Annotated in this window: 20 protein-coding genes; 16 read left to right on the top strand and 4 right to left on the bottom strand. The window is 72.3% G+C overall.

Annotated features, from left to right (window positions below):
• The first annotated feature begins 19 nt into the window (after positions 1-19).
• From CLV70_RS34495 to CLV70_RS34475, 5 genes are all read left to right on the top strand, one after another.
• Positions 20-1,093 carry a M48 family metallopeptidase gene (locus CLV70_RS34495; RefSeq protein WP_106130810.1) on the top strand — a complete coding sequence of 358 codons (1,074 nt, stop codon included), beginning with the start codon at positions 20-22 and terminating at the stop codon, positions 1,091-1,093.
• Positions 1,094-1,295: 202 nt separating this feature from the next.
• The gene (locus tag CLV70_RS34490) at positions 1,296-2,645 is read left to right on the top strand and encodes a dipeptidase (protein ID WP_106130809.1); all 1,350 of its coding nucleotides are present in this window, start codon (positions 1,296-1,298) and stop codon (positions 2,643-2,645) included.
• Between the two features lie 235 nt (positions 2,646-2,880).
• Complete coding sequence (locus CLV70_RS34485; RefSeq protein WP_245908664.1) at positions 2,881-4,335, top strand: FAD-dependent monooxygenase; 1,455 nt, start codon at positions 2,881-2,883, stop codon at positions 4,333-4,335.
• A gap of 203 nt (positions 4,336-4,538) precedes the next feature.
• Complete coding sequence (locus CLV70_RS34480; RefSeq protein ID WP_106130807.1) at positions 4,539-4,745, top strand: hypothetical protein; 207 nt, start codon at positions 4,539-4,541, stop codon at positions 4,743-4,745.
• 688 nt (positions 4,746-5,433) lie between these two features.
• Positions 5,434-6,987, top strand: coding sequence for an ATP-dependent DNA ligase (locus CLV70_RS34475; protein WP_106130806.1), 1,554 nt, complete (start codon positions 5,434-5,436; stop codon positions 6,985-6,987).
• 117 nt (positions 6,988-7,104) lie between these two features.
• On the opposite strand, the gene CLV70_RS34470 is transcribed toward CLV70_RS34475, so the two are convergent.
• Both CLV70_RS34470 and CLV70_RS34465 read right to left on the bottom strand, forming a co-directional pair.
• Positions 7,105-7,545 carry a hypothetical protein gene (locus CLV70_RS34470; RefSeq protein WP_245908663.1) on the bottom strand — a complete coding sequence of 147 codons (441 nt, stop codon included), beginning with the start codon at positions 7,543-7,545 and terminating at the stop codon, positions 7,105-7,107.
• 117 nt (positions 7,546-7,662) lie between these two features.
• Positions 7,663-8,586, bottom strand: a complete 924-nt coding sequence (locus CLV70_RS34465) for an SURF1 family cytochrome oxidase biogenesis protein (RefSeq protein WP_106130805.1) — start codon at positions 8,584-8,586, stop codon at positions 7,663-7,665.
• A gap of 112 nt (positions 8,587-8,698) precedes the next feature.
• Here CLV70_RS34465 and CLV70_RS34460 point away from each other — a divergent pair, with 112 nt between their 5' ends.
• Entirely contained in the window at positions 8,699-10,450 is a 1,752-nt protein-coding gene (locus CLV70_RS34460; protein ID WP_245908661.1) for a cobyrinic acid a,c-diamide synthase CobB, read from the top strand.
• A 273-nt stretch (positions 10,451-10,723) separates the two neighbouring features.
• Positions 10,724-11,335 (top strand): TIGR03086 family metal-binding protein, encoded by a 612-nt coding sequence (locus CLV70_RS34455; RefSeq protein WP_106130804.1) that lies wholly within the window; start codon positions 10,724-10,726, stop codon positions 11,333-11,335.
• A gap of 344 nt (positions 11,336-11,679) precedes the next feature.
• Here CLV70_RS34455 and CLV70_RS34450 read toward each other — a convergent pair whose 3' ends face one another.
• Entirely contained in the window at positions 11,680-13,833 is a 2,154-nt protein-coding gene (locus tag CLV70_RS34450; RefSeq protein ID WP_106130803.1) for a transglycosylase domain-containing protein, read from the bottom strand.
• Between the two features lie 89 nt (positions 13,834-13,922).
• Between CLV70_RS34450 and cobC the strand changes: the two genes are divergently transcribed.
• Genes cobC through CLV70_RS34430 form a run of 4 tightly spaced genes read left to right on the top strand, consistent with a single transcriptional unit; the run spans position 13,923 to position 17,609 of the window.
• Positions 13,923-14,966 carry an Rv2231c family histidinol phosphate aminotransferase CobC gene (gene cobC, locus CLV70_RS34445; RefSeq protein WP_106130830.1) on the top strand — a complete coding sequence of 348 codons (1,044 nt, stop codon included), beginning with the start codon at positions 13,923-13,925 and terminating at the stop codon, positions 14,964-14,966.
• Positions 14,963-16,015, top strand: coding sequence for a nicotinate-nucleotide--dimethylbenzimidazole phosphoribosyltransferase (gene cobT / locus CLV70_RS34440; RefSeq protein ID WP_106130802.1), 1,053 nt, complete (start codon positions 14,963-14,965; stop codon positions 16,013-16,015). Before cobC ends, cobT begins: the two co-directional genes overlap by 4 nt.
• Positions 16,012-17,205 (top strand): uroporphyrinogen-III C-methyltransferase, encoded by a 1,194-nt coding sequence (gene cobA, locus CLV70_RS34435; protein WP_106130801.1) that lies wholly within the window; start codon positions 16,012-16,014, stop codon positions 17,203-17,205. The genes cobT and cobA overlap by 4 nt, the downstream gene beginning before the upstream one ends.
• Positions 17,206-17,234: 29 nt before the next feature.
• Positions 17,235-17,609: a VOC family protein gene (locus tag CLV70_RS34430; protein WP_106130800.1), complete on the top strand. Its 375-nt coding sequence runs from the start codon at positions 17,235-17,237 to the stop codon at positions 17,607-17,609.
• Here CLV70_RS34430 and CLV70_RS34425 read toward each other — a convergent pair.
• Entirely contained in the window at positions 17,598-19,013 is a 1,416-nt protein-coding gene (locus CLV70_RS34425) for an alpha,alpha-trehalose-phosphate synthase (UDP-forming) (protein WP_106130799.1), read from the bottom strand. The genes CLV70_RS34430 and CLV70_RS34425 overlap by 12 nt on opposite strands.
• A gap of 130 nt (positions 19,014-19,143) precedes the next feature.
• On the opposite strand from CLV70_RS34425, the gene CLV70_RS34420 reads away from it, so the two are divergent.
• The 5 genes from CLV70_RS34420 to CLV70_RS34400 all read left to right on the top strand — a co-directional run bounded on the left by CLV70_RS34420 (position 19,144) and on the right by CLV70_RS34400 (position 23,288).
• The gene (locus CLV70_RS34420; protein WP_146164269.1) at positions 19,144-19,674 is read left to right on the top strand and encodes a hypothetical protein; all 531 of its coding nucleotides are present in this window, start codon (positions 19,144-19,146) and stop codon (positions 19,672-19,674) included.
• A gap of 119 nt (positions 19,675-19,793) precedes the next feature.
• Positions 19,794-21,470 carry an energy-dependent translational throttle protein EttA gene (ettA, locus tag CLV70_RS34415; RefSeq protein ID WP_106130797.1) on the top strand — a complete coding sequence of 559 codons (1,677 nt, stop codon included), beginning with the start codon at positions 19,794-19,796 and terminating at the stop codon, positions 21,468-21,470.
• A gap of 33 nt (positions 21,471-21,503) precedes the next feature.
• Positions 21,504-21,908: an acyl-CoA thioesterase gene (locus CLV70_RS34410; protein ID WP_106130796.1), complete on the top strand. Its 405-nt coding sequence runs from the start codon at positions 21,504-21,506 to the stop codon at positions 21,906-21,908.
• A 3-nt stretch (positions 21,909-21,911) separates the two neighbouring features.
• Positions 21,912-22,574 (top strand): DUF8185 domain-containing protein, encoded by a 663-nt coding sequence (locus CLV70_RS34405; protein WP_106130795.1) that lies wholly within the window; start codon positions 21,912-21,914, stop codon positions 22,572-22,574.
• 129 nt (positions 22,575-22,703) lie between these two features.
• A complete protein-coding gene (locus CLV70_RS34400) occupies positions 22,704-23,288 on the top strand; it encodes a type III secretion system chaperone family protein (RefSeq protein ID WP_106130794.1) in 585 nt (194 codons plus the stop codon).
• The last annotated feature ends 182 nt before the right edge of the window (positions 23,289-23,470 follow it).

Genomic DNA, 23,470 nt, shown 5'->3' with positions numbered 1-23,470 from the left:
AGCGGGAACGGGGACGACGATGACGACCGACGACGACAACCGGCCGACGCGCCGACGGGTCACGCTGACCGGCATCAGTTCCCGGGCGTGGGAGCACCCCGCCGACCGTGGCGCGCTGACCGCGCTGCGCGAGCTGCGGGGCTTCGACGACGTGGTGAAGGCGTTCTTCGGCATGTGGAACGAGCGGGGCTTCCGGCTCCAGTTCCTGGCCAGCGCGATCCGCGTGGACCACCGCCAGTATCCGCGGGTCTACCAGCGCTTCACCGAGGCCGCCGCCACGCTCGACGTGGCCGAGCTGCCCGAGCTGTACGTCACCCAGGCACCCGTCATCAACGGCCAGGCCATCGGCATGGACAAGCCGTTCATCGTGATCACCACGGCCGCGGTGGAGAAGCTCGACGACGATGAGCTGCGGGCGCTGCTGGGCCACGAGATCGGCCACGTACGCAGCGGGCACGCCGTCTACAAGACGATCATGATGATCCTCACGCGCTGGGCCGCCAACCTGAGCTGGCTGCCGGTCGGCGCGATCGCCCTGCGCGGCATCCTCGCCGCGATGTTCGAGTGGTGGCGCAAGGCGGAGCTCTCCGCCGACCGTGCCGGCCTCCTCGCCGGCCAGGACCCCGCCGCCTCGACCCGCCTGCTGATGAAGCTGGCCGGCGGCGGCGACCTCTCCCAGATCGACACCGCGGCGTTCCTCGAGCAGGCGGCCGAGTACGAGAGCGGCGGCGACCTGCGCGACAGCATCCACAAGCTCGGCATGACCGCGTGGAGCACCCACCCGGTGCCCGTGGCCCGCGCCTCCGAGCTGCGCAAATGGATCGACGCCGGCGACTACGGCCGCATCCTCGGCGGCGACTACCCGCGGCGCGACTCCGACGGCAACGCGTCGGTCACCGACGACATCAAGGCGGCGGCCGACTCCTACCGGCAGACGTTCAACACCTCGCAGGATCCGCTGGTCGGGCTGCTGCGCAAGGTCGGCGACGGCGCGGCGGACCTGGCCGGGTCGGCCGCGCGGGGCGCCCGCGACTGGGCCTCCGGGACCGGCCGCCGGCGCGACGGCGGCGAGGACACTCCGCCGCCCGCCTGACCCGCACGCCCGCTCTTCAGCCACAGTCCCGCCCGCGGTCCGGCGGTTGTCCACAGTCCCGCCCGCGGTCCGGCGGTTTGTCCACAGGCTCGTCGGCGGTCGGCGGCTGGGGGCCGGCAGCCGACGGCTGGGGGCCCGCGGTTGTCCACAGGGCGGCCCGCGGGCCGGGCATCGGGTCGGCCGGCGGGCCTAGGATCGGGTCATGAGCCTGAGCGAAGACGACCTGCGCGCCGCGATCGCGCGTGAGATGCCCGGTGTCCGTGCCGACCTGGAGCGGCTCGTCCGCATTCCCGGCATCGCGTTCGACGGGTTCGACCACTCCCAGGTGGAGCGGTCCGCGGAGGCCGTCGCCGAGCTGCTCCGCGGCTGCAAGCTCGACGTGCAGATCGTCCGTGGCGGCGGCCAGCCCGCGGTGATCGGCCGCAGGCCGGCGCCGCCCGGGGCGCCCACCGTCCTGCTCTACGCGCACCATGACGTGCAGCCGGCCGGCGACCCCGCGCTGTGGGACAGCGAGCCGTTCGAGCCGGTCGAGCGCGACGGGCGCCTCTACGGCCGTGGCGCTGCCGACGACAAGGCCGGCGTGATGGCGCACGTCGCCGCGCTGCGGGCCTTCGGCGACCAACTGCCCGTCGGCATCGTCCTCTTCATCGAGGGTGAGGAGGAGTACGGCTCCGACTCGCTCGACGAGCTCCTCCAGACCTACAAGGAGGAGCTCCGTTCCGACGTGATCGTGATCGCCGACTCCGGCAACTGGGACATCGGTGTGCCGGCGCTCACCACGTCCCTGCGCGGCCTCGTCAACTGCTTCGTCGAGGTCAGCACCCTGCGGAGCGCGGTGCACAGCGGCATGTTCGGCGGCACGGTGCCCGACGCGCTGACCGTGCTGTCCCGCCTGATCACCACCCTGCACGACGAGCAGGGCGAGGTGGCCATCGACGGGCTGGTCGGCCGCGAGGGCGCCACCGTCGACTACCCCGAGGAGCGTCTGCGCCACGAGGCCGGCGTCCTGGACGGGGTCAAGCTCATCGGCAGCGGCCGGCTCACCGACCGCATCTGGACCAAGCCGTCGCTCTCGGTGCTCGGCATCGACGCCCCCCGGACCGGCGAGGCGTCCAACGCCCTGGTGCCCAGGGCCAAGGCCAAGCTGAGCGTACGGCTGGCGCCCGGCGACGACCCCGACGCGGCGTACGCGGCGATCCGTTCCCACCTCGAGAAGTACGTCCCGTGGGGCGCGCACGTCGAGGTGACCCTGGAGAGCCTCGGCGCCCCCTGCGTCATCGACGCGACCGGCCCGGCGCACGACGCGGCCCGTGCGGCGTTCACCACGGCCTGGGACGGCGTCGCCCCGGTCGACATGGGCGTGGGCGGCTCGATCCCGTTCATCGCCACGTTCCAGGAGCTGTTCCCGCAGGCGGCGATCCTGGTGACGGGCGTCGAAGACCCGTACGCGGCGGCCCACGGTCCCAACGAGAGCCTGCACCTGGGCGAGTTCGAGCGGGTCTGCCTCGCCGAGGCGCTGCTGCTGCGCAACGTGGCCGGCCTGGACCGATGACATGACCGGCCCGGCCCCTTCCCAGCCCTCGCTCCCGGATCCGTCCGCCGGTCCTTCTTCCGGGCCGGGCTCGTCCGCCGGCGCGATTCCGGACCGGCTTGCCGGTTCTTCTTCCGGGCCGGGTCCGTCGGTCGGCCCGCTCCCGGATGCGGCTGCCGGGCCGGGTCCGTCGGTCGGCCCGCTTCCGGATGCGGCTGCCGGGGCGGGCCCGGGGCAGTCCGGGACGGATTGCGACGTGCTGGTGGTCGGCGCCGGGCCGACCGGGCTGATGCTGGCGAACTGGCTGCTCAAGCTCGGTGTCCGGGTCATCGTCACCGATGGCAAGCCCGGACCGACGCGCGAATCCCGGGCCCTGGTCGTGCAGGCGCGCAGCCTCGAGGTGTACGACCAGCTCGGCATCGGCGACCAGGTGATCGAGGCGGCCAACCGGGCCTCGGCGATCGCCCCGGGCTTCGGCGACCGAGCGTTCGGCCGGATCCCGCTCGGGGCGCTCGGCGAGGGCCGCACGCCGTACCCCTGGATCCAGGTCCTCGAACAGAGCCGCAACGAGGAGATCCTGTACGAGCACCTCCTGTCCCTCGGCGGCACGGTCCGCTGGGGCGCCACGGTCACGGAGATCTCCTCCCGGTCCGGTGCCGCCGGCGGCGTCCGGGCGGTCGTCGACGGGGAGCAGGTCACCGCCCGGTTCTGCGTCGGCGCGGACGGCGCCAACTCGATCGTCCGCAAGGCGCGCGGCATCGCGTTCGACGGCGTCACCAACCCGCACCTCTTCTACGTCATCGACGCCACGGCCGTCGGCGGCCTGGTCGAGGGCGCGATCAACGTACGGCCGGGCGGCAGCGACTTCCTGCTCGGCTTCCCCATGAACGGCCGCGGCAACTGGCGCCTCATCGGCCTGGTCCGCGACGACGACGGCGACGGCACGGTGGGGGAGGGCGACGCCCGGGCCCGCATCCGCCGCGACTTCGCCGTCACGTACGCCGACTCCCGCTGGTTCGCGACCTACCGGGTCCACCACCGCGTGGCCGCCACGTTCCGCGACGGCCCGTTCTTCCTCGCCGGCGATGCCGCCCACGTCCACTCGCCGGTCGGCGGCCAGGGCATGAACACCGGCCTCCAGGACGCGCACAACCTGGCCTTCAAACTCGCCGACGTCATCCACGGCCGCGCCACCGACGCCTGGCTCGACCGGTACGAGGCCGAACGCCGCCCGGTCGCCCGCACCCTCGTCGCCACGACCGACCGCGTGTTCGGCTTCGTCACGTCCCAGCGGGCCACGATGCGGCTCCTGCGCCGGCTCCTCGTGCCGTTGCTCGCCCCCGTCGGCGTACGGCTGGTGCCCCGCTCCTCGAACGGCGGCTCCCGTCTCTTCGAGTACGTCTCCCAGGTCCGCATCCGCTACCCGATGCTCCCGGACGAACCCCGCGATCCGGTGGTGGGACGCCGGCTGCCGTGGACGGGCGACAACTACGCGGTGCTCCGGGCACTGGAATGGCAGATCCACGCGTACGGCGACCCGCCCGGCCCACCGGACACAGGCCTACCGTTCCACCGGTTCGCCCCGGCACCCGCCACGGCGCTGCAACCGGACCTGCTCTACCTCGTACGCCCGGACGGCTTCGTGGCCGCGGCCGCCCCACCAACCGAAGCCCCCGACACATTCCGCCGCGCAATGCCACCCCACCCCTAACTCGGAAGTTGACCTACTTCCCCCCGATTGGGCCGCCGCGCCGACACCCGTTCCGCGGCCCGACGCCGCCGCCCTCCGGTCCGGCATCCCACCCCGCGGCCCGGCGCGCTTCCATCCGTGATCGCCCTCTGTGACCGGTTTCGCCTCGCTGGATCGGGTGAGTCACGGTGCACTCGGGAGATCATTCCTGATAGGATTCGAACATGAGTTCGAACGACGCTATCGAGGCGCTCCGCGCCGCCGGCAGTGCTCTGGGGGACGTCGACGTCTCCGGATGGGACGACACCATCCTCACCGACCAGCTCGCGGAGCTGTCCCAGGTCCTGTGCCAGCTCGACGCTCAGCTGAGCCGGGTGGCCGACGCCGTGCGAGCTCGCGGCTACCGCATCGCGGAGCCTCTCGCGGCCTGACGTTCGTCGTCGCCCGCCGGCGCGGTCATTACCCCGATGTCCGAGCCGGCGGGCGGCAGCAAGACCGCCGCCACGCGCGCGGCTCCCGTCGCCACGGGACTCGCGAGCACGGATGCCGGATCCGCCGTTCCTGTCGCCACAGGCCACGGCGGAAACGGTCGGCGGGCCGGCTGGGTTCTCCCCGACCCGGCTGGCAGTCCGGCCGGGTCCCGGCCCGGCCGACGGATTGGCCGGGTTCTTCGACCTGGCCGGCAGCCTGGCTGGGTGCTTGAGGCCTGGCCGGCAGCCTGGCTGGGTGCTTGAGGCCTGGCCGGCAGCCTGGCTGGGTGCTTGAGGCCTGGCCGGCAGCCTGGCTGGGTGCTTGAGGCCTGGCCGGCAGCCTGGCTGGGTGCTTGAGGCCTGGCCGGCAGCCTGGCTGGGTGCTTGAGGCCTGGCCGGCAGCCTGGCTGGGTGCTTGAGGCCTGGCCGGTGAGCCGGTGGGGTCCCTGGGGCCCGGCTGGTGGTCCGGGTCGGCCCGCATGTCCCTGTAGGCCGGCCCGGCAAGCTTCGCGCCGGGGTACTCCGCGGTGCGTCGGCTCGCAGCGTTCCACCCTTCTGCTGCGGGCCGCCCGGGTCGTCCTGACTGCTTCACGGGGGAGCACGTCGCGACGGCCGGGAAATTGTCGGAGGTGGCTGTCAGGATGGGTTCGTGCAGTTCCTGGACCTGGCAGCCACCTCGGCAGCCGTCACCGCCGTCTCCGGCCGGAAGGCGAAGATCGACCTTCTTGCCGATGCCCTGCGCCGATTGGAGCCTGATGAGATCGCGCCCGGTTCCGCGTATCTCGCCGGGGAGTTGCGGCAACGGCAGACCGGCGTCGGCTATGCCGCGCTGCGGGATCTGCCCTCGCCCGCCGTCGAGGCGAGCTTGACCGTGGCCGAGGTGGATGCCCGGATCGCGGCGATCTCCGTGGTTGCCGGTGCCGGCTCTCAGGCCCGTCGGCGGGAGCTGGTCGCCGACCTTTTCGGCCGGGCCACCGCCGAGGAGCAACGTCACCTCGTCGGGCTGTTCGGCGGTGAGCTGCGGCAGGGGGCCCAGGCTGGGCTGCTCGCCGATGCCGTCGCGCGCGCCGCCGAAGTGCCGGTCACCGTCGTGCGCCGGGCGTTGCTGCTCTCCGGCGACCTCAAGCGGGTCGCGGTCGACGCCCTCACCGGCGGGGCGCCCGCGCTCGCCGAGATCAGCCTGCGGGTGGGTACGCCGCTGACGCCGATGCTGGCCGGCAGTGCTCCGGACGTCGGCGCCGCCCTGCTCGCCACCGGGGCGCCCGCCACCGTCGATGTCAAGCTCGACGGCATCCGCATCCAGGTGCACCGTTCCGGCGACGAGGTGGCCGTCTTCACCCGGAGCCTCGACGACATCACCTCCCGGCTGCCCGAGGTCGTCGCCGCCGCGCGGTCGCTGCCCGTGACCGACATCGTGCTCGACGGCGAGGCCATGGCTCTCGACGCTGCCGGGAGGCCCCGGCCGTTCCAGGAGACGTCGAGCCGTGCCGCCACCCGGGGCGCCCGCCGCGGGGCGAAGGCGGGACCGGCCGAGGGGCCCGCGCTGGTCCCGTTCTTCTTCGACCTGCTCCACCTCGATGGCACCGACCTGCTGGACGAGCCCGGGCGGGTCCGCTGGGCGGCCCTCGCCGACAGCGTTCCGCCCGAGCTCATCGTCGGCCGCCGCACGGTCGAGACCAGCGAGCAGGCCCAGGAGGCGTTCGCCGCTGCCCTCGCCGCCGGCCAGGAAGGCGTCGTGATCAAAGCCCAGGAAGCCCCGTACGACGTGGGCCGGCGCGGCGCCGCCTGGGTGAAAGTGAAGCCCCGCCACACCCTCGACCTTGTGGTGCTGGCCGTCGAATGGGGCCACGGCCGGCGCAAGGGCTGGCTCTCCAACCTGCACCTCGGCGCGCTTGATCCGCGTACGGGCGGATTTGTCATGCTCGGAAAGACCTTCAAGGGGTTGACCGACGAGCTTCTGCGCTGGCAGACCGAACGCTTCAAGGAGTTGGCCGTCGACGACTCGGGCTGGGTGGTCACGTTGCGTCCCGAGCAGGTGGTCGAGATCGCATTCGACGGGGTGCAGACGTCGCCGCGCTACCCGGGCGGGGTGGCTCTGCGGTTCGCGCGGGTGCTGCGTTACCGCGACGACAAGCGTGCGGAGGAGGCAGACACGATCGACACGGTGAAGGCACTCGGCGTGCGTCCACCCCCCGAAACCTGAAACAGCCGACCAGCGGCCGGCCCGTTGCCGCGTTGGTCAGGCGGCCGGGCGTTGTCGCGTTCGGTCAGGCGGCCGGAGACGGTCGCGTTCTGAGGTGGCGGGTTTGGTCGGGGCGGGTCAGAGGGCGGCGAGGGAGCGGACGTAGTTGACCTGCTGGTGGACGTAGGTGACCTGCGACTGGTCCGTGACGGGGATGCGCGCGACGTACTGTCTTGTGCCGTTCGTGACGGTGACCTGGACTGTGCCGTGTTGGACGGTGACCTTCACCAGCAGGAACAGGAGGCTGAACACGGTCAGGACGCAGAAGCCGACGATGGCCGCGGCGATCGCCCACTTGGGAATCCGGGATTCGCTGTGCCAGTAGTCGTTGACCGTCCACGTCGAGCCGGCCAGGGGGATGTCGCCGGCCGGGGTGTGGACGACCGTCGAGGTCACGCCCATGTCACCGATCTGGACGATCACCGGGCCGGGGGTCGCGAACGCGTCCGGGGTGGGCGGAAGGGGAGTGATCGGCACGCTCCACGGGTCGCTGGGGGCCGGATCCTGGGGAAACGTCACCCCTGAAACCCTAGCCGGGCCACCGCAGCCCCGAAACTCACCGCCGACCCGACCCGACCCGACCCGACCCGACCCGACCCGACCCGAGGCGGGGACGAGCCGAAACCAGACCCGCGATCAGTCCGGCAACCGGCTGACCGGCTTCGCCGCGACCCGGTCAACGCCCGCGACCCGGTCAGCCTCAGCGACCCGGTCAGCCTGAGCGACCCGGTCAGCCTGAGCGACCCGGTCAGCCTGAGCGACCCGGTCAGCCTGAGCGACCCGGTCGGCCTCCGCGACCCGGTCCACCCGCTGCTTCGGCGTGTCCCCCCTCGCTTCCTTCCTGGCCTGCCACCCGTACGCCACCAGCGCCATCACCGCGAACATCCACCACTGGACCGCGTACCCGCCGTTCTGCCACGCGTCCTCGTGGTCGATCGGGATGCGGGAGTAGCCGTCCTCCGGGTCCGTGACCAGCACGTACGCCCCGTACACGGGATAGGGCATCTCCTTGGCGAGGTGGGGCAGCGACATTCTGCGGGTGTCCAGCCGGCCGTCGCGCCTCGCGATGGCGGCTGGGCGGCTCTCCGAGAGGTGGAGCTGGCCGACCACCGTCACCTCGCCCGTGGGGGGTGGGGTCGCCACCGGTGGGGAGATGGCGTCGCCGTTCTGGGAGGGGACCCAGCCGCGGTCGATCAGGACCGCCGTCCCATCCTTCAGGACGAGTGGGGTCACGATTTCGAAGCCGACCTTGCTCTCGACCGTACGGCCGCGGGCCTGGATTTCGTGGGTGGGGTCGTACCGTCCGGTGACGGTGACCTTGGTCCATGCCTGGTCCTTGCCCGGGCGCGGGCCGAGCGTGCCGGCCGCAGTGGGCTTGACCAGCGCGGACGTCAGCGGCACCGCCGGCGTCGAATCAGCGGCGTCGATGCGGGCGTTGATCGCGCTGCGTTCCTGGTACCGGTGGAGCTGCCAGTTGCCGAGCAACACCATGATCACCGAGGCTGCCACGGTGAGGGCCGCGGCGGCCAGCCAGCGGGGCGTCAGCAGGAACCGGTACACGTTCCGAGGCTACCCGGGCGGCGTTGATCGTTCGCGGCTGGCAGGTAGGGTGCGACATCCGGCGGGCAATATCATGTCGGACGCGTTTTCCGTATCCCCGAGGGAGCCATTGATGACCACCCCATCACGTCTGGTGGTGAGCGCCCCCTCGTCCGGGCACGGGAAGACGGCGATCTCCGTGGGGCTGCTGGCGGCGTGCGCGGCTCGGGGCGTACCCGCGGCCGGTTTCAAGGTCGGTCCCGACCACACCGATGCGGCGTACCTCGGTCTCGCCGCCGGCCGGCCCGGCCGCAACCTGGACCCCCGGCTGGTCGGCGCCCAGCGCATCGCGCCGCTGTTCGCGCACGGCGCAGCCGGCTCGCAGTTCTCCGTCATCGAGGGCGCGATGGGCCTGTTCGACAGCCTCACCGGCCAGCCCGAGATCGACGGCACCGCGGCGGTCGCGGCGGCCCTGCGCGCGCCGGTGCTGCTCATCGTCGACGTCGCCGCGATGGGCCACTCGCTGGCCGCGCTGGTGCACGGGTTCCGCATGTTCGACGAGATGGTCCACCTCGGCGGCGTGGTCCTCAACCGGGTGGCGTCGCCGCGGCACGAGGAGATGCTGCGTACGGCCCTCGACGACATCGGCATGCCGGTGCTCGGTGCGCTGCGCCGCGGCGACCTGCCCGCCGTGCTGCCCGCCCGCGCCCAGGGCCCGGTGCCGGTCGCCCACCGTACGGTGGAAGCGGTCCGTGCGGTCCGCCGCCTCGGCGAGGCCGTAGCCGGCGCGCTCGACCTGGACCGGATCATGGCCCTGGCCGGCACCGCCCCCGCACTTCCGGGCGTGCCCTGGTCGCCGGCGGACGCCCTGGCCGAGGCGACCGGCGAACCCCCGGTCCCGCCGGAGAACCGCCCGGTGATCGCGCTCGCGGGCGGACCGGGCGCCCCCTACACGTACGTGGAAACGGCCGAGCTCCTCACGGCGGCCGGCGCCGACGTCGCGGTGATCGACCCCCTCCGCGACGAGGCCCTGCCGCCCGGCACCCGCGCCCTCATGATCGGCGCGGGCCTGCCCGAGGGCTACGCGGAAGAGCTCTCGGCCAACCGCCGCCTGTGCACGGCCGTCGTCCAACTCGCCCACGACGGCGGCGCCATCATCGCGGAGGGCATCGGCCTCCCCTGGCTGACCCGCGACTTCGACGGCCGCCCCATGTGCGGCCTCCTGGACGCCACGGCGACGACCGGCCCCCAGACCGTCGCGGGCTACCGCGAGGCGACAGCCCCGGCAACGTCCCCGCTCGCTCCCGCGGGCGCCCGCATCACCGGCTACAAGCAGCACCGAGCCATCGTGGCGCCGCGCGCGGGCCAGGTCCCGGCCTGGACCTGGTCCGGCGGCAACCCCGAGGGCTTCGTCTGGCGGCAGGTGCACGCGTCGCAGCTCGGCCTGCATTGGGCGGGCGCCCCGGAGATCGCCCGCAGGCTGGTCGCAGCATCACTCGCGGGTGCGGCGCGGGGTGTTCCGGGCGCCGCTCAGCCGGCGCTCGCCCAGCACGGCACCCCTCAGCCGGGGGGAGCTCAGCTCGGCGGCTCTCAGTCGGGGGGCTCTCAGTCGGGGGGCTCTCAGCTCGGCGGCTCTCAGCTCGGCGGCTCACAGCCGGGGGCCGGTCAGCTCGCGGGCGCTCAGGGGTCTACTCAGCGCGGGAGCGCTCAGCTTGGGGGCGCTCAGGCCGGGGGCGTTCAGGCCGGGGGCGCGCGGGCCGCTTCGGTGCCGGCTCAGCCGGCGGCCGCGCGGGCCGTCCCGCTGCCGGCTCAGCCGGCCGCCGAGGACGACGACCCGGGCGAGGCCACGTTGTCCCTCACGGCCGTGACACCCCCAAAACCTTGATGGGTACGCGCACACCGGCCCAGTGACACCAATGCACTCGACCGCCCACGAGCCGGCCCGCCCGACCCTGCCCCACCGCCCCGGCGCTCCACCCCCACGGGCCCCGACCCGGCTCGGTCTCATGCCGTGAGTCGAGCTGTCTTCCCGGCCGGCCGTCTTCCCGGCCAGCGGTCTTTCCGGCGTCCGCGCGGCGTGTCGGCGGGGACACGCCGTTCCGGCGAATGTCGTAGGGCGGCCGTACCGTGAGGGGGTCCGAGAGAAGGGAGAACGACCGTGGCAGATCGCGTGCCGCTCGATTTCGACCCGCCGGTCCGTCAGATCCGGGCCCTGCTGCTCGGCATCACCGACGACCATCTCACCGCGCCGACACCCTGTCCGGATTGGTCGGTCGGCGACCTGCTCGACCACCTGACGGGCCTCAGCTGGGCGTTCACCCAGGCTGCCGAGAAGAAGACCGACGCCCCTGGCACCGACGCGCCCCCGCCCCGCCCGTCCGCCGCCAACCTGGTCCGGCACTGGCGCAGCCGCCTCCCGGTCGTCCTCGAGGAACTCGCCACCGCCTGGAAGCAACTCCCCGCCTGGGAGGGCACCGCCCGAGCCGGCGGCGTAACCATGCCGGCCGCCGCCATGGGCACCGTGGCCATCAACGAGCTCACCATGCACGGCTGGGACCTGGCCCGCGCCACCGGCCAGGAGTATGCCGCCGACCCCCGCATCCTCGAAAGCCTGATCGAGTTCCTCTCCCAGGGCCCGTCCCAGGGCACCCCCGGCCTCTTCGGCCCCAAAGTCCCGACCGACGACGAAGCAACCCTCCTAGACCAAGCCGTAGCCCTGGCCGGCCGAGACCCCCACTGGCGCCCACCCCCACCCGCTGATCGCCCCTAGCCCCGTGGCCACCGACCGAACCACCCGCCGCGCGAGAGCGTCACCCCACACCACCGCGCCGGTCCCCGTCGAGCCGGTCCCCGTCGCGCCGGGCCGTGCCGGGCCGCGGACGCGCTGGCCACCCCGCGCCACCCCGCGCCGGGCCGCGCCACCCCGCGCCGGGCCGCGCCACCCCGCGCCGGGCCGCGCCACCCCGCGCCGGGCCGCGCCACCCCGCGCCGGGCCGCGCCAGCTCGAGCCAGGCCCTGCCGGGCCACCCCGCGCCGGGCCGCGCCACCCCGCGCCGTGTCGTGCCTGCACCACGTCGCGCCCGACCCGGGCCGGGTCCGGACCGGGCGCGGTGGCTACCAGCCGCTGTTGACCATCTCGTCCGGGGGTGGGTTGAACTTCATCTTGGGCTGGCCCTTCAGGGCGTCCTTCAACGTCTGCGCCACCGTGAACTTCGAGATCGTTCCCCGGCTCGTGCCCACCGTGTTGTCCGGGTTGTCCGGGTCGGCGACGAAGGCTGCCGCCGCGAGTTGGGGGGTGAAGCCGCAGAACCAGGCGCTTCGGTTGCTGTCCGTGGTGCCGCTCTTGCCTGCCACCGGCCGGCCGAGGACCGCGTGGACCATGGGTGAGGTCGACCAGCCTTCGCAGCTGCCCTTGGCCGCGCCGTAGCCCGTTACGCAGCGGGCCGCGTCCGTTGCCGCCTGGGCGACCTCGGGGCGTAGTTCCTGGCGGCAGCGGGGGCCTGCCACCTTCTTGCCGCGGTATTGCAGGCTGGCTCCGTCGCGGGTGTTGATCAGGCGTACCGGGATGGGTTCGCAGTATTTTCCCTCGGCCGCGAGGGTGGCGAAGACGTTGGCCATCTCGATCGGGGTGGCGTCGCTGACGCCGAGGGTGAACGCGCCCCAGCCTTCCGCCCGGCCCGGGGCCGCGAGTTCCCTGTCGATGTCCGTACGCCATTTGAGGCCGAGCCGTTCCGCCATCCGGACCGCCTTCTCCGCGCCCACCTTCTGTTCGAGCTGGACGAAGTACGTGTTCACCGACTTGCCGAAGCCGCTCCACATGGTCTGGCGGCCGGTCATCGAGGCGCTGCTGTTCTTCGGGCACCAGTGGATGCCGCACGTGGCCGGGCCCGGGGCGGTGATGTATTTCGACACGTAGCGGGGCGGGGCGTTGAAGGCCGTGCTCAGCGGCATGCCCTCCTCCAGGGCCGCCAGCATCGTGAAGATCTTGAACGTCGATCCGGCCTGGTAGCCGGCCATGTCACCGCCGCCGAGGAGGGGGTTGACCGTGTTGGGGTAGTTGCCGCGTACGTGGCCTCGGCGGCGGTGGTCGCTGTGTTCGCCGTTGTTCTTCTGGTCGAGGGAGTAGCGGCGGTTCACGGCCATGGCCTTGATCCGGCCCGTGCCGGGTTCGATGACGACCTCGCCGTGGGCGTACACGCTCTTCTTCTTCTCTTTGTCCAGGATGTGTTCCATCGCCGAGGCCTGGATCTTCGGGTCGATGGTCGTCACGACCTTGTAGCCGCCGCGGCGCAGGTTCTCGAGGCGTTCCTGAGGCGTGCTGCCGAAGGCCGGCTGCTCCATCCACCAGTTGCGGAGGTAGTCGCAGAAGAAGCCCCAGTCGTTGTGCTTCTTCGGCACCGAGACGCAGTCGTTGGGCGGGTCGGTCAGGTTCAGCTTGATCTTCGATTTCTGCGCCGACCGGGCCTGCGCCTCGGTGATCGAGCCCATCTTCAGCATCTGGTCGATGACGTAGTTGCGGCGTTCCGTGGCCGCGCGCTGGTTGTGGGCCGCCGGGTCGTAGGCCGAGGGCGCCTTGACCAGGCCGGCGAGCGTGGCCGCCTCGGTCAGCGTCAGCTTCTTGGGCGTCTTGGAGAAGAAGACCTCGGCGGCGGCGAAGATTCCGTACGCCCGGTGCCCGAAGTACGCCGAGTTCAGGTACCGCTGGAGGATCTCCTCCTTCGATACGCGCTTCTCGAGTTCGATGGCGAGCCGCATCTCCCGCAGTTTGCGTTCGGTGGTCTGCTCGGTGGCCTCCAGCGCCTCCTTGGGCGTCTTGGCCCCGTCGCGCAGCGCCATGCGGACGTACTGCATGGTCAGCGTGGACGCGCCCTGGGAGACGCCGCCGGCCTGCTGGTTGGCGACGAACGCGCGGGCCACGCCCTTGGGGTCGACGCCGTTGTGCTCGTAGAACCGGGTGTCCTCGCTCGCCACGATCGCCTTGAGGACGTACGGCGACATGTCCGCGATCTTCGTGGGCTTCCGGTGCTCCTCGTAGAACATGGTCAGCAGCGTCTTGCCGTCGTTGGCGTACACGTAGGTGGTCTGCGCCGACGGCACCACCGAGAGCTGCTCGGGCATGCTCTGCAGGGCGTCCGCTCCGGTCTTCGCCCCGACCCCGGCGAGGGCGACCAGGGGAAAGATCAGGCCGGCGATGGCGATCCCGGCGATGAGTCCGGCCCGGATGAGCGGGGCGAGCTTTCCGGCTTTGGCGAGTCCGGTGTTCGTCACCCTTCGAAGGTATGACAAATACGCTCATGTCCTGACGGAACGGCCGAAGTGGCCGCGGGTTTCCCATCCGTCATGCTGGCGAGGTGGAGATGGATCTGCACCACCACGGCGACGCCGAGGTGGCACCGGGGCTGGTCGACCTGGCGGTGAACGTACGGCGGCAGCCCATGCCGTCTTGGCTGGCCGGGCCCATCGCCGCGACCCTCGCCGACCTGGCCGCCTACCCCGACGCCCGGCGGGCCACCGCCGCGGTCGCCCGGCGGCACGGCCGGAACCCGGACGAGGTGCTGCTCACGGCCGGGGCCGCGCAGGCGTTCGTGCTGATCGCGCGGGCGATCGGCGCGCGGCGTCCGACCGTCGTGCATCCGCAGTTCACCGAGCCCGAGGCGGCCCTGCGCAACGCCGGTCACGACGTCGCCCGGGTGCTGCTGCGGGAGGAGGACGGGTTCCGCCTCGACCCGGCCGCCGTGCCCGACGACGCGGACCTGGTCTTCGTCGGCAACCCCACGAACCCGACCTCCGTGCTGCATCCGGCCGGCGCCGTCGCGCGGCTCGCCCGGCCCGGCCGCGTTTTGGTGGTCGACGAGGCGTTCTCGGACACGACGTGGCGCGCCGGCGTCGACGGCGAGCCGGAGTCGCTCGCCGGCCGCACCGACCTGCCGGGCCTGATCGTGCTGCGCAGCCTGACCAAGACCTGGGGCCTCGCCGGCCTGCGGATCGGCTACGCGCTCGCCGGGCCCGGCCTGATCCGCGAGCTCGCCGCCGCCCAGCCGCTGTGGGCCGTCTCGACGCCGGCGCTGGCCGCTGCCGAGGCCTGCGCGTCGCCGGTGGCCGTCGCCGCCGAGCGGGAGATCGCCGCCGCGCTCGCCGCCGAGCGCGCCCACCTGGTTGCCGGGTTGCGCGGCGTGCCGGACGTCACTGTCGCGGGCGATCCGGCCAGTGCCTTCGTCGCCCTGCGCGTCGCCGGCGCCGGCCAGGTGCGCCTTGAACTGCGCAAACTCGGGTACGCCGTGAGGCGCGGCGACACTTTCCCGGGGCTGGGCGCCGACTGGCTGCGCATAGCCGTACGCGACACTGCCACCAGCGACGCATTCCTCGCGACTCTGACCGACGTGCTGAAGGAGCGACAGTGACCCTGGAGACGACCCTCGCCGCCATCGGGCCCGCCGATGGCGAGGCCATGGCCGCCGCCCGCGACCTGCAGTCCCGCCTGACCAAGCCGGCCGGTTCGCTGGGCACGCTCGAGGAGCTCTCCGTACGCCTGTCCGGCCTGGCCGGCACCTGCCCGCCGCCGATGCCCGAGCCGGCGGCCGTCGCCGTGTTCGCCGGCGACCACGGGGTGCACGCGCAGGGCGTCACACCCTGGCCGCAGGAGGTCACCGCGCAGATGGTGGCCAACTTCGTCGCCGGGGGAGCGGTCATCAACGCGTTCGCCCGGCAGGTCGGCGCCTCGCTCATGGTCGTCGACGTCGGCGTGGCGATCCCGCTGCACGGCGGCGACAACCTGGTCGACGCGAACGTGCGGCGCGGCACCCGCGACCTGGCCGTCACCGCGGCGATGACCGAGGAGGAGGCGCGTGCGGCCGTCGAGGCCGGCATCTCGGTCGCCGGGGCGCTCGTCGAGGGCGGGGCGAAGTGCCTGCTCACCGGCGACATGGGGATCGCCAACACGACGCCGGCCGCCGCGCTGATCGCCGCCTTCACCGGCGCGGAGCCGGCCGCGGTGACCGGGCGGGGCACGGGCGTCGACGACGACACGTACGCGCGCAAGATCGACGTGGTGTCTCGGGCGCTCGCGCTGCACCGCCCGGACCCGTCCCGGCCGCTCGCGACGCTGGCCGCCGTCGGCGGGCTGGAGCACGCCGCGCTGGCCGGATTCATCCTCGGCGCCGCCGCGCACCGGGTGCCGGTGATCGTCGACGGGGTCATCGCCGCCTCCGCCGCGGTCGTGGCGGCGGCCCTCGCGCCGGACGCCGTCGCCGCGATGGTGGCCGGGCACCGCTCGGCCGAGCCGGGCGCCTCGGTCGCGCTCGGCCACCTCGGCCTGACCCCGCTGCTCGACCTCGGCATGCGGCTCGGCGAGGGCACCGGCGCCGCGCTGGCCCTGCCGCTGGTCGCCGGCGCGGTCCGGGTGCTGCGCGAGGTGGCCACGTTCGATGCGGCGGGGGTCTCGGAGAAGTGAACCTCTACCCCCTGGCGCTGCGGCTCGAGGGCCGCCGCGTGCTCGTCGTGGGCGGCGGTGCGGTCGCGACCCGCCGGATGCCCGCCCTGCTCGCCGCGGGCGCCCGCGTCGAGGTCGTCTCGCCGGTGCTGACCCCGGCGCTGCGGGCGCACGTGGACGCCGGGCGGCTGACCTGGCGCGAGGGCCGGTTCGAGCCGTCCGACCTGGACGGGGCCTGGCTGGTGCAGGTCGCCGTCGACGACCCGGAGGCGGCGGCGCTGGTGAGTGCCGCGGCGCAGGAGCGCCGGGTCTTCTGCGTACGCGCGGACGACCGTGACGCCGCGACGGCCTGGACCCCGGCGGTGACCCGGCAGGGGCAGATCACCGTCGCGGTGACCGACGGCGGTGACCGCCGCAACGCGATGGCGCTGCGCGACCTGATCGCCGCGGCGCTGGAGAACAACGAGCTGCTGAGCCACCGCACCGAGCAGGGTCAGGTGTTCCTGGTCGGCAGCGGTCCCGGCGATCCGGAGCTGATCACCGTCAAGGGCCGCCGGCTGCTGAACCGCGCCGAGGTGGTGGTGGCGGACCGGCTGGTGCCCGGCATGCTCCTCGACGAGTTGCGCCCCGACGTGGAGCTCGTCGACGCCGCCAAGATCCCGTACGGGCCGTCGGCCGCCCAGGAGGAGATCAACCGGATCCTGGTCGAGCGGGCGCAGGCCGGCAAGTTCGTGGTACGCCTCAAGGGCGGCGACCCGTTCGTCTTCGGCCGCGGCGGCGAGGAGGCGCTGGCGTGCGCGAAGGCGGGCGTACCCGTGACGGTCGTGCCGGGGGTGACCAGTTCGGTCGCGGCGCCGGCGCTGGCCGGCATCCCCGTCACCCACCGCGGCGTCGCGCACGAGTTCACCGTGGTCTCCGGCCACGTGCCGCCGGACAGCGACCAGTCGCTGGTGGACTGGGCCGCGCTCGCCCGGCTGCGCGGCACGCTCGTGATCATGATGGGCCTCAAGAACTTGCCGAGGATCGCCGAACGGCTGCTCGCCGAGGGGCGAGCCGCCGACACCCCGGCCGCGGTCGTCCAGGAGGGCTCGACGACCTCTCAGCGGTTCCTGCGCAGCACGCTGGGCGAGGTCGCGGGGGCCACGGCCGCCGCGGGGCTGCGCCCGCCGGCCGTCGTCGTGATCGGCGAGGTCGTTCCCGTGCTGGGATAGTCACCGTACGGATGGGGTAAGGGCCGACCATGACTGAGCGACCGCAGATGACAGTGGCGGGGGTCACGCTCGACGCCCCGGACGCGCAGGAGCTGGCGGCGTTCTACCGGCGGCTGCTGGGCTGGAACGTGATCCAGGACGAGGCCGACTGGGTGTCGCTCGGACCGCCGGCGGGCCCGACCGCGCTGTCGTTCCAGACCGAGAAGGCGTACGTGCGCCCGGTCTGGCCGGCGGGCCCGGGCGACCCCCAGATGAGCGTGCACCTCGACATCCGCGTCGAGGACCTCGACGAGGCCTGCGCGCACGCCGAGAAGGCGGGGGCCACCAGGGCCGGCTATCAGCCGCAGGAGGACGTCCGGGTCTACCTCGACCCGGCCGGCCACCCGTTCTGCCTATTCCTCTGAGTCCGGCGCGGCGTCCGTCTCCGGCACGCCGAGCTCGTTGAGGAACGAGCGGGCCCACTCGGCGACGTCGTGGGTCCGCAGGTGCCGCTGCATGACCCGCATGCGCCGCTTGAGCTCGGCCGGCTCAGCGGCCACCGCCCGCAGCAGCGCGTCCTTGACGCCGTCCGGGTCGTGCGGGTTGCACAGGAACGACTGACGCAGCTCGGTCGCGGCGCCGGCGAACTCGCTGAGCACGAGCGCCCCGCCCCGGTCCGAGCGACAGGCGACGTACTCCTTGGCGACCAGGTTCATGCCGTCGCGCAGCGGCGTCACCATCATCACGTCGGCCGCCACGTACATCGCCGCGAGTTCCTGCTTGCTGTACGACTGGTGCAGGTAGTGCACGGCCGGCATGCCGACCTTGCCGAACTCGCCGTTGATCCGGCCGACCTCGCGCTCCACCTTCACCCGCAGCGTCTGGTAGTGCTCGACGCGCTCCCGGCTGGGCGTGGCCACCTGCACCATCACCGCGTCCGGCACCTTGAGCTTGCCGTCGGCGAGCAGCTCCCGGAACGCCTTGAGCCGCAGCTCGATGCCCTTGGTGTAGTCGAGCCGGTCGACGCCGAGGATCACCGTCTCCGGGTCGCCCAGCTCGGCGCGGATCTCCTTGGCGCGGGCCTGGACCTTGGGGTCCGCGGCCATCCGCTCCATGTCGGCGGTGTCGATGCTGATCGGGAAGGCGCCGGCCTTGACCTTGCGGCCGTCGACCTGGATCGACTGGCCCTCGTAGCGCAGCCCGAGCAGGTGCCGGGCGAGCCGCACGAAGTTCTGCGCGGCGAGCCGCTGCTGGAAGCCGACGAGGTCGGCGCCGAGCAGGCCGCGCAGGATCTCGGCGCGGAACGGCATCTGCATGAACAGCTCGATGGGCGGGAACGGGATGTGTAGGAAGAACCCGATCCGCAGGTCGGGACGCATCTCCCGGAGCATCGCCGGCACCAGCTGGAGCTGGTAGTCCTGCACCCAGACGGTCGCGCCCTCCTCGGCCACCTCGGCCGCGGCCTGGGCGAACCGCTGGTTGACCATCCGGTACGCCTCCCGCCAGCGGCGCTTGTACACGGGCGTCTCGACGGCGTCGTGGTACAGCGGCCAGATCGTCGCGTTCGACTGGCCCTCGTAGTAGCGCTCGAGCTCCTCGGCGCTGAGTGGAACGGGATGGATGTTGATCCCTTCGAGCTCGAACGGCTCCGGCGCTTCGCCGTCACCGCCGGCCCACCCGATCCACGTGCCCCGATGCTGGGTGAGCACGGGATGCAGGGCGGTCACGAGACCGCCCGGACTCGGGCGCCATTGCCGCTCGCCGTCGACGATGACCTCGTCCACGGGCAGGCGGTTGGCGACTACGACGAAGGAACTTCGTTCGGCCACGCTGAGAGCACCTCCGGGTCGTTCTGGTTCCCCGACTGTTGAGCCTACTGTGCGTAGCCAGCCGGGGCGTGCTGAGGCATGTTCCGGCGGCGAGGCACCGCTGTTGGCGATCAGGTGCCATCCTTGGCCGGTGAGCCTGCCCGTTGATCTTCCCCCGCCGCGGCGACCACTGTTCTTCCCTGTGGTCATCGCCACCGTCTTCCTGAGCATCATCGGGATGTCGGCGGGGTTCGCGCTGGGTACGCGCCACGAGTCGCCCGGGCCCGGGCCCGGGGCCGACACGCCGGTCGTACCGGTCACGACCGAGCCCACCGGGAACCCGGGGATCAGGTGCCCGGAGGAGATGCACGAGACGGCCCTGCGGCTCGGCATCACCGCGCCCCTCACCCAGGTCATGCGGGTCCGTGCCGACGAGACCGGCACCACCGTGTGGATCTGCGAGGACCCCGGCGGCAAGCTGTACTACCAGGCCAACCGGGGCGGTCAGTCGGCGAAGTGGATCGAGGGTGAGACCGCCCTGTTCCTCGCCGACGTGGTGCGCGAGGGCGACACGTTCCGCGCCACGGCGTTCGACGGGAACACGTTCGAGGTGAACCGGAGCAAGTTGCGGGTCACCATCAAGGGCAACAGGACGACGTACGACGTACGGCCGGAGGAGTGAGCGGGCGGGGAATCCTTGCGCGCCGGGCGGGGTTGTTGTAAACGGCCCGGGGGAGACCTGGAAAGATTGTCCTCTCACTCAGGCACCGGACACCCACGATCACGGAGGTAGGCCGCGCTGTGGCCCAGTTCATCTACACCCTGGAGAAGGCGCGCAAGGCGCACGGCGACAAGGTCGTCCTCGACGACGTGACGCTGAACTTCCTGCCCGGGGTCAAGATCGGTGTCGTCGGTCCCAACGGCGCCGGTAAGTCCAGCCTGCTCAAGATCATGGCGGGCCTGGACCAGGTCAGCAACGGCGAGGCCCGGCTGATGCCCGGCTACACCGTCGGCATGCTGGCCCAGGAGCCCCCGCTCAACGACGCGAAGACGGTCCTCGGCAACATCGAGGAGGCGGTCGCGGAGACCAAGGCCAAGCTCGAGCGGTTCAACAAGATCGCCGAGCAGATGGCCACCGACTACACCGACGAGCTGATGGAGGAGATGGGCAAGCTCCAGGAGGAGCTGGACCACTCCAACGCCTGGGACGTCGACTCGCAGCTCGAGCTGGCGATGGACGCCCTGCGCTGCCCGCCGCCGGACGCCGACGTCACCCAGCTCTCCGGTGGTGAGCGCCGCCGCGTCGCGCTGTGCAAGCTGCTGCTCGAGGCGCCCGACCTGCTGCTGCTCGACGAGCCCACCAACCACCTCGACGCCGAGAGCGTGCAGTGGCTGGAGCAGCACCTCGCCAAGTACGCCGGCACCGTCATCGCCATCACCCACGACCGGTACTTCCTGGACAACGTGGCCACCTGGATCCTCGAGCTGGACCGCGGCCGGGCGTACCCGTACGAGGGCAACTACTCGACCTACCTGGACAAGAAGGCGGCCCGCCTGCAGATGCAGGGCCGCAAGGACCAGAAGCTGCAGAAGCGCCTCACCGAGGAGCTGGAGTGGGTCCGCTCCAACGCCAAGGCCCGCCAGACCAAGTCGAAGGCCCGCCTCGACCGCTACGAGGAGATGGCCACCGAGGCGGAGAAGACCCGCAAGCTCGACTTCGAGGAGATCCAGATCCCGCCGGGCCCGCGCCTGGGCAACACGGTGATCGAGGTCAAGGACCTGGTCAAGGGCTTCGACGACCGGGTGCTCATCGACCACCTGTCCTTCTCGCTGCCGCGCAACGGCATCGTCGGCATCATCGGCCCGAACGGCGTCGGCAAGACCACCCTGTTCAAGACCATCGTCGGGCTGGAGAAGCCGGACGAGGGCTCGGTGCGCATCGGCGAGACGGTGAAGCTGTCGTACGTCGACCAGAACCGGTCCGGCCTCGACGGCAGCAAGACCGTCTGGGAGGTCGTCTCGGACGGCCTCGACCACATGATGGTCGGCAAGGTGGAGATGCCGAGCCGCGCCTACGTGGCCGCGTTCGGCTTCAAGGGCCCGGACCAGCAGAAGCCCGTCAAGGTGCTCTCCGGCGGTGAGCGCAACCGGCTCAACCTCGCGATGACGCTGAAGATCGGCGGCAACGTGATCCTGCTCGACGAGCCGACCAACGACCTGGACGTCGAGACGCTGTCCAGCCTGGAGAACGCGCTGCTGGAGTTCCCGGGCTGTGCCGTGGTCATCTCCCACGACCGGATGTTCCTCGACCGCGTCGCCACCCACATGCTCGCGTGGGAGGGCACGGAGGAGGACCCGGACAACTGGTTCTGGTTCGAGGGCAACTACGAGGCGTACGAGAAGAACAAGATCGACCGCCTCGGCGCCGACGCCGCCCGGCCGCACCGCGTCACGTACCGCAAGCTCACACGTGACTGAGTCTCCCCGCAGCGGAAAACCCAAGGAAACCCGGTGGAGCGATTCATCCACGACGTCGCCGTGCGCTGGTCCGATCTGGACGCGTACGGCCACGTCAACAACGCGCGCTTCCTCACGCTGTACGAGGAGGCGCGCGTTGCCATGTTCTTCGTCGCCGCGCGGGCCCGGGGCCTGACGTCGTTCGAGGAGGGCATCGTCATCTCCCGGCACGAGGTGGACTACCTGCGCCCGGTGGACTACGGCGACCCGGTCCGCATCGAGCTGTGGATCTCCGAGCTGCGGGCCGCGGCGTTCACGGTCGCGTACGAGCTGTTCGACGGCGGCGTGCTGGCCGGCCGGGCCCGGTCGGTGTGCGTGCCGTACAACCTCGCCGAGGGGTTCCCGCGCCGGGTCACCGCCGCGGAGCGGGCCTTTCTCGAGCCGTACCTGAGCACCTGAGTCATGGGTGACCACGGCATTCTCGGGGTCGCGGACGCCGGGGCCTTCGTGGCCCGGCTCGCCCGGCTCGACCGCTCGCTGCCGGTCCGGCTGCGGTCGGTCCCCTCCGGACGGACCGCCCTCTGGGCCCGGGTGCCGTGGGGCGTGCTGGTGACCCGGGAGGTGGCCGGTCCCGGCCCGGGGGACGCCACCGTGACCGCCGCCGACCTGCTCGCGGTGCTGGCCGCGGGCGGCGACGAGCTGCCCGCGCGCCGTGACGCCGACTGGCGCTGGCCCCTGCCGCCGGCGGGCGTCCGGGCCGTCGAGTCGGTGTCCGCCGCCGAGCTGAACCGGCTCGCCGCCGCCGCGGCGGGCACGCTGCGTGAGGTGACCGAGGCCGGCCTCGGCGGCCGTGCGGTGGGTCAGCGCGCGGTCCGCGACGCGCTTCTGGACCACGTCGCTCTGGTCGTCACGCCGGCGCTCGGGGAGCCGGTGCCGGTGCCGCAGAGGCTCGTGCAGGCGGTGTTACGGATGGGCTTTCTTGGTTCGGCCGATGTGGACGGTCCGGCAGCGCGCGTGTGCGTAGCGGGACGGTGGGTGGGACTTTCTGCACCATATGGAGTCGCGTGGCTACAGCCGGTCCAAGTATTGACCGTTATGCCCATCGGGGGTCACCCGAAAGGGTGATGCCGCATCGGTTGTCCGGTCGCGCCCTCCCTTTGAGGGGATGACCTCCGCGACCTGTACGGGTACCGTCGCCCCCGGGTCCACCGCTACGTCCGGCGGCTGACCTGCTGGGGAGTGAGGTGCACAACGATGCCGTGGTGGTCATGGCGTCCCGGATCGTCCGGAGACAACGAGCCCGAGAGCGGCGGCGAGGTCGCCCTGCAGAGCAGCGTCCGTGTCGGCGTGCCAACGCAGCGTGAGCCCGAGCGCGTGGCGATGTCCTCCGCCGACCTGTCCACGATCGAAGAGCCCGAACAGGTCGCGACGGTCGACCTGGCCCGGATCGGCAAGGCCCTGGATCTGCTCGACATCCGATTCCTCGCCGACGGCAGCGGCAGCCTCCTGGCGATGTGGGAACGGCACGCGGTGCTGTTCACGCTCGAGGGGCCGGACGACGAGATCCTGGTCATGCGCGCCCGGCCGCACGCGACGGTGCCGCCCGACTGGGCCGACCGCGCATACCGCGTCGTGAACGAGTGGAACCACACGCGCCGCTTCTGCAAGGCGTACGTCGGCGACCCGACCGAGCGCGGTCAACTGCCGATCTACGCGGAGCTCCAGGTGCCCCTCGCCTCCGGGGCCCACGACGCCCTGCTGGTGGAGATGCTCGACTGCGGCGCCGCCGTAGCAACCGCCTTCGTCGACTGGCTCCACGACGAAGGCGCTCTGTTATAACGGCTTCGCTTCGCTCCGCGGGGTGATCGCCCTTTGGGGGCAATGAGTTGGGCCCGATTGCCGACATCCGCAAGAGCGGCGGATGGCGGAAATCGGGCCCAACTCATTGCCGGGCGATCACCGTCCGGGGCTGGAGTGGTATCGGAGGCTCAGGGTGGGGTGTCCCGCGCGGAGCGCGGGTC

The sequence above is a fragment of the Pseudosporangium ferrugineum genome (assembly GCF_003002065.1).
GTDB classification, from domain to species: Bacteria; Actinomycetota; Actinomycetes; order Mycobacteriales; family Micromonosporaceae; genus Actinoplanes; species Actinoplanes ferrugineus_A.
This window is presented reverse-complemented; position numbering and strand designations above follow the sequence as displayed.